This window comes from Mycobacterium sp. SMC-21, from assembly GCF_045310825.1.
Lineage (GTDB): Bacteria > Actinomycetota > Actinomycetes > Mycobacteriales > Mycobacteriaceae > Mycobacterium.
In genome coordinates, this window is the sequence record NZ_JBJIAO010000074.1 from 1 (window position 1) to 5359 (window position 5359).

The window sequence follows — 5359 nt, forward strand, 5'->3', positions numbered from 1 at the left end:
CAGATCATCCTCGGGAAGGTGCGCCCTTTCCTACGCCGCCTCGCCGAGGCTCATCCACAGGTTCTGATCATTGCTCTGCAAGGCTCCGGGCTCGCCGCAAAGTTCGCAAGTGACGGCACTGCGGCGTTCCGCTGCGCTGATCAAATCATCGAACGCAATGCATACGTCCTCGCGGTCGGTGTGCGCGTAGTAGCGCAGTTCGCCAAACTTCTCCTTGCACTGATACAGCTCATAGGCGGGGTCTAGCTCTGCCAACTGCTGGTCGAGTTGTGTGATCAGCGGATACCAGCCGGCTTCGCATCTGATCCAGCGGCCCCAACGATCAGGGATGCGCAGCATCATTCTTATGAGGTCGTACCTGTATTCCCCCGCGTCGTCGGGGACGTGCAGCTTGTCGCGGGTAGTGGGATCAAGTTTCGAAATAGCCTGCAAGAACTGCCCAGCAGCCGCGTAACGCTCGTCCTGGTCGCCGGTCTCGAATGCCGCGCGTAGGTCGGCGGACGCAGCATGCGCAGCGCGGTGCCGAGCCTTCTCGGTCTCGGTGAGTTCCGGCGGGACGATGTCGTCGTCAGTCATTGGACCAACGCGGCGGGTAGGGGCGGTACTCGGACACTCTGCTCACAACATCTCCCCTAACGATGGCATCCACATCAGTCCTGGCCGCCGATCGTGGTAATGCTCATGGTCCTCGACCGCCCGGATCGACACGTTTCCGATGTTCTTCCCTATGCGCGTTCTGCAACCACGATCCAAAGTCATTAGTAGACAGTGGATTTCACGGCGAGTCAGTTGGACTACACCCTCGCTCAACCGGGCAAGGCGAACTGCTACAGACTCCTCTTCTTCAACAACTCGAACCATGAGCTGACCGTCCGGCGCCACCAACGCGCGCGCGGAAAGCGGGTCGTCCAACTTCGCCAGAAGTATGGTCAGGTTCCTCCGACTTAGTTCGAGCACAGCCATGCCGTTCTCGCCTGAAATGTATTTCATTCTCGACACCCCATAAACGATGCATTGCATTACCGGCCAAGAGAATAACTGACTGAACGGGAATTCTGAGTACGGTCAACTAAACGTTGACATATGACCCCATAAAATTGACAATCTAGCTCTACAACCATGCATAGCTGCCATATGAAGCAACGCAGCAAAATTAGTGCAATCGGCGATTTACTTTATAGCGATGAACCCATGTATAGCGTCGCTAGCAGTGCTATACATGCTTATCCAAGAAATATTCTTGCATCACCGAATACCGAGTGGCGCACTAGATTAATGACTGTCAATTCGTGACACTGCCAACGTGGATCGAGCTTCCTTTTGACGCCCGGCGCGGATGGCCTTTCCACCGCAAGCCTTCTCGCGGATGGCGGCACCGGTCGCTATCACGCACCAAGTCCGGGTGGTGCCAATTTATGGCCGCCGCTCAATGCGGTTACCCGCAGAATGCAGCTAGGCTACGATCATGGGCCAGTCCGTAGACGACGATCTTGCCCAGGTGGTTGCAAGTTCCGAAACGCTATCCGGCGGTCTCCAGACAGTTCGAACTGCAACATCGAAAGCTTTGCGAGCTGGCGTCGCCGCCAAGCGCATCGACAGTGCTCTCGGGCAGTCTCAAGATCGCGGGATGCTGCGCCGATTGGTCTTCGCCGGGCCGTCGCTCCGCGGCGGGCGAGAAACAACTACAACGGCCGGCCGCCAGGCATTGGCCGAATGTGTAGAGCAGGCTGCCATGCAATTTCGCGGGCAAGTGGTCGATGACTCACTTGAAGCGGCGCGAAGCCAGATCAGAGCACTGCTCGACGTGCATATCCCCTGGCTCTTACAAGTCCAGAAACATATCGACACGCTGACTGACGAGCTCGGAGCCCAGCTCGAGATCACTGCGCATGTCCCAGAGGGGGCCATCGTCCACGCATTCTCGGATACCGAGAATGCGTGGAAAGAACTGAGGCGAATGGCCGGCGGGGTATTGACGACGCGCGACCGGACTCGCCTTGCACGAAGACTCGCCAGTACGGGTGCCACTCCAGCCGAAATCGGGCGGGTTCTGGGCCGGTGGGGCAGCCAGTATGGTCGCCAATCAACGTTGGCGTCGTGGCGCCGATTCACCGAACCATGGGTTGCCTCGAAGGGCGTTTCAGCAAGAGTTCCGAAACTGCTCGATGACGCGAACACCTTGTTCACCTCGTTTCACGACATGACTCGCACGATCGGCGAGCTAATCGAATCTGCAGATCGCGGCACGGTCTGGTTGTCGTCGGCACCGCCAGGAACGCCTGTCATTGGCCGGAAACGGCGGACTTATACCCCCTGACCTGCAATTTCGAACATTTGCGACTTCCCCTAGTCGGTGGGCCAACCGGCTGGAAATGTTGGATCAGTACCGGATTAGCCGGTACGAATCCGAACAGGAAGGTTCGAAAATGGATTTGGCACTTGGTAATTCGCTTCGAGTTGTGGTGGCTGGACCTGCACGGGCGCGGTCACGCTACAGCACACGCGCAGACGGCACCCGAGTCGCGGTCGGCGTAGAAACCGACGCATCCGGCACGGAATTGGCGGTATTCCCCGCGACTGTCGCCGGCAGCCTGGTCGGATGGGTGGAAGGTGCGACGGTGATCGCGCCGGAGCCGCTCACCAGTGCTCTACCGCCCGCTGGGACTTTGATCGAAATCACCGGATCACTCCGAATGACGGTGCGCGGCGGTGATTTTGGTGCAACACGGGCCACGATCACGGGGATTACAGGTGTGAGTGACATCGGTAACGCCACTGAAATGTTGGCAGCCGCGAAAGCTGCCGTGCGTGAGCAGCGGGCCGCATCGTGAGCGCCCGTACAGGTCACGATCGGCAGCAAATGGTGTCAGACATCGGTAGCGGATGCCTGTGGTCCACCGGGCTCATCGCTCTCGGCCTGATGTCGTGGTTTGGACTCCACGCAGCAGCACCTGCCGTTTTGATGATCGTTGTCGGCGTCATCATCGGAGTGCTGGCGGCCGCAGTCGCACGAGACAGCGGGGCGGCCCTGGGTTCGCTGTTCGTCGTGCCCGCGCTCATCGGAGCGGGGTGGCTGTTCATCAAGCTCATATACAGCCTGTGGCCCGTAGCACTACTCGTCGGGATTGCGTTGGTCGCAGTTGCGACTTCACGCAAAAGTGCGCCAATGGTCTTCAAGAAAGGCCACCAACTCAGGCTTCTCCATCAATCACTGACGGGTCGGCTAACCGACTTCGACGACGTACTGATCAGCCGAGGCCTGTTGTTCAGGTTGAACGATGGCACGGTCCAGCGGCCGACCGCGATCGAGGCGCGGTCCGGGGACACAGTCGACACTGTCCGGTTTCGCCCGCTGCCGGGGACCGCGATGGCCTGGAAAGCGGCAATGGGAGAGCTACCGCATCTGTTTGGTGTGGAGCTGCTTCTCTCGTCACCGAAACCTGGCGTGCTCGACCTGAGCCACCGCCACACGGAGACGACTCCCGACGCCGATCCGTTGCACAGCTCACTCGTGCTCGCACGACCGGTGCCGCCTATTGACTGGTCACTCCGCGTCGGCGTTGACGGGGACGGATCCTGGGTGGACGTTCCCCTTGCGAACAGGGCCGGCGTCGTGGTTGGTGGCCAGCCAGGGTCCGGCAAGACGGGGTCGCTACGTTCGATGATGGCCGCGTGGGCGTCACAGCCACATGTCCAGCTTGCGGTCGTGGACGGAAAGGGTGGGTCCGATTGGGACCCATTCGCCGCGAGGTGCTTCAGGTACATCAGCACGGTTGACGATCTTGAGTCGGTGATCGCGCTGCTGCGCTCTCTCGAGTCCGAACGAGCGCGCAGAGTCGCGACAATGATGAATCACCGTGGCTCGTCCAACTTTTGGGACCTTGGCCCCGGAGTAGACATGCCGCTGATTGTGCTGTGCATCGATGAGGTCCAGGCATTCGTGTCGAAGGCCTATCACCCGAGTAAAGGTGCTCGTGAACTCGTCGACGAAATCATCGGTCTTCTACTGCGGCTGATGTCGCAAGGCCGGTCGGCCGGACTCGTATGCATTCTCGCCACACAGAAGCCGACGGCTGACAATCTGCCGACATCGCTGCGAGATTCCGCCGGCATCAAGCTCTGCTACTCGGTGCAGACACGACAGGCCGCCGAAGCAGTGCTCGGTGACGCGTGGTCAGCGGCTGAATCGCCAATCACTCCGGTCGCGGCGCCCCAAGGACTCGCCGTCTACTCCGATGGGATGGGGCACGTTGCACGTGTCCGTTCTCCGTTTGTTCCCGACGGCGCAGTCGCCGACTGGTCCTCGTATTACGCGAGCATGGTTGCCGATCCACGTCACGGAGGACACGACCAGTGACGGGTGGCGAAGAGGTGTTCCATGTCGAACTGGCCATCAGCGCTAACCACGATGTCAGCCACGAGGCGTTCGTGATTATCGATGCACTTGCCGAGTATGCGGAAACCCAACGCTGGCGGGCCCAAGACGACCCGAATGCTGAGTTCCTGCATGCCCTGGCTGCTACAGCGGATGACCTGAGAAGACGTGTCGACGTGCAGTTGTGCGCCGACCGCTTGAGGAGAGCGTAGTGGCAGTAGGGAGATTCATGCTGACGGTTCGGCTGACGTTTGACGATGAACGGAGTCTTCATCGCGCGGCTGACTTCATCGACCGTCGGGTTGTCGATGCTTTAACTGTCGAGTTCGTCTGGGACCACACCGTTCAGACGCAAGGGACCGCGTCAGCGGTCCCGCGGGAGCCAAGAGAGGGCGCGTAGATGCGTGTCATTCGTGAAATATCCAGTGATGCTGATGATTTCGAGTTTCTGACGGCACACCAGGTCAGCATTCTGGTGCCATATTCCGTCTCAACGCTGCACGAATATGCGCAACGTCGCGAACTCGGTTTGCCGTCGTACGGTCCGCCGCATGTTCAGCTGGGTCCACGCCGGCGGCGCTGGCTCCGTCGCGATGTGTTGGCCTGGGTCGAAGCTTGCCGCATGGGCGGGCATCGGTAGGGCCTGATCGTGTCGATAACCAAGTATCTGACCTCGGGTGGTGAACCGCGGTGGCGCGTTGAGTGGCGTGTTCCGGGCCGGATCAAACGGCGGAAGGTGTTTCGCTCGGCGGCGGAGGCGCGCAAATTCGAGGCTGAGGTGATCGCGTCCTACTCGCGCGGGATCATTGTGGATCCTAAGCGCGGTGCCGCGATCACTGTCGAGTACGCCTACCGGCGCTGGCTGGCTTCACGTGCTGATCTAACGGCGAAGGTCAGACGGGGCTATATGGGCTCTTCACAGATGAGGGTGTAGAGGTGGTTGGCGCGTCGTTGCCGGGATAGAGGTCGAGGTCTCTCGAAAAT

The 5359-nt window shown here is 59.9% G+C and carries 6 protein-coding genes; 4 read left to right on the plus strand and 2 right to left on the minus strand.

All coding sequences use genetic code 11. The features are described 5' to 3' along the window. Window positions 1-30: 30 nt before the first annotated feature. Window positions 31-576 carry a hypothetical protein gene (locus tag ACJH6H_RS29355; RefSeq protein WP_406776354.1) on the minus strand — a complete coding sequence of 182 codons (546 nt, stop codon included), beginning with the start codon at window positions 574-576 and terminating at the stop codon, window positions 31-33. 42 nt (window positions 577-618) lie between these two features. Next, complete coding sequence (locus ACJH6H_RS29360) at window positions 619-990, minus strand: hypothetical protein (protein WP_406776355.1); 372 nt, start codon at window positions 988-990, stop codon at window positions 619-621. A 475-nt stretch (window positions 991-1465) separates the two neighbouring features. Here ACJH6H_RS29360 and ACJH6H_RS29365 point away from each other — a divergent pair, with 475 nt between their 5' ends. Genes ACJH6H_RS29365 through ACJH6H_RS29380 form a run of 4 tightly spaced genes read left to right on the plus strand, consistent with a single transcriptional unit; the run spans window position 1466 to window position 4587 of the window. Further along, window positions 1466-2317 (plus strand): hypothetical protein, encoded by an 852-nt coding sequence (locus tag ACJH6H_RS29365; RefSeq protein ID WP_406776356.1) that lies wholly within the window; start codon window positions 1466-1468, stop codon window positions 2315-2317. 55 nt (window positions 2318-2372) lie between these two features. Next, window positions 2373-2831, plus strand: coding sequence for a hypothetical protein (locus tag ACJH6H_RS29370; RefSeq protein ID WP_406776357.1), 459 nt, complete (start codon window positions 2373-2375; stop codon window positions 2829-2831). Further along, window positions 2828-4357: an FtsK/SpoIIIE domain-containing protein gene (locus tag ACJH6H_RS29375; RefSeq protein WP_406776358.1), complete on the plus strand. Its 1530-nt coding sequence runs from the start codon at window positions 2828-2830 to the stop codon at window positions 4355-4357. The genes ACJH6H_RS29370 and ACJH6H_RS29375 overlap by 4 nt, the downstream gene beginning before the upstream one ends. Then, a complete protein-coding gene (locus ACJH6H_RS29380; RefSeq protein ID WP_406776359.1) occupies window positions 4354-4587 on the plus strand; it encodes a hypothetical protein in 234 nt (77 codons plus the stop codon). Before ACJH6H_RS29375 ends, ACJH6H_RS29380 begins: the two co-directional genes overlap by 4 nt. Window positions 4588-5359 lie beyond the last annotated feature (772 nt).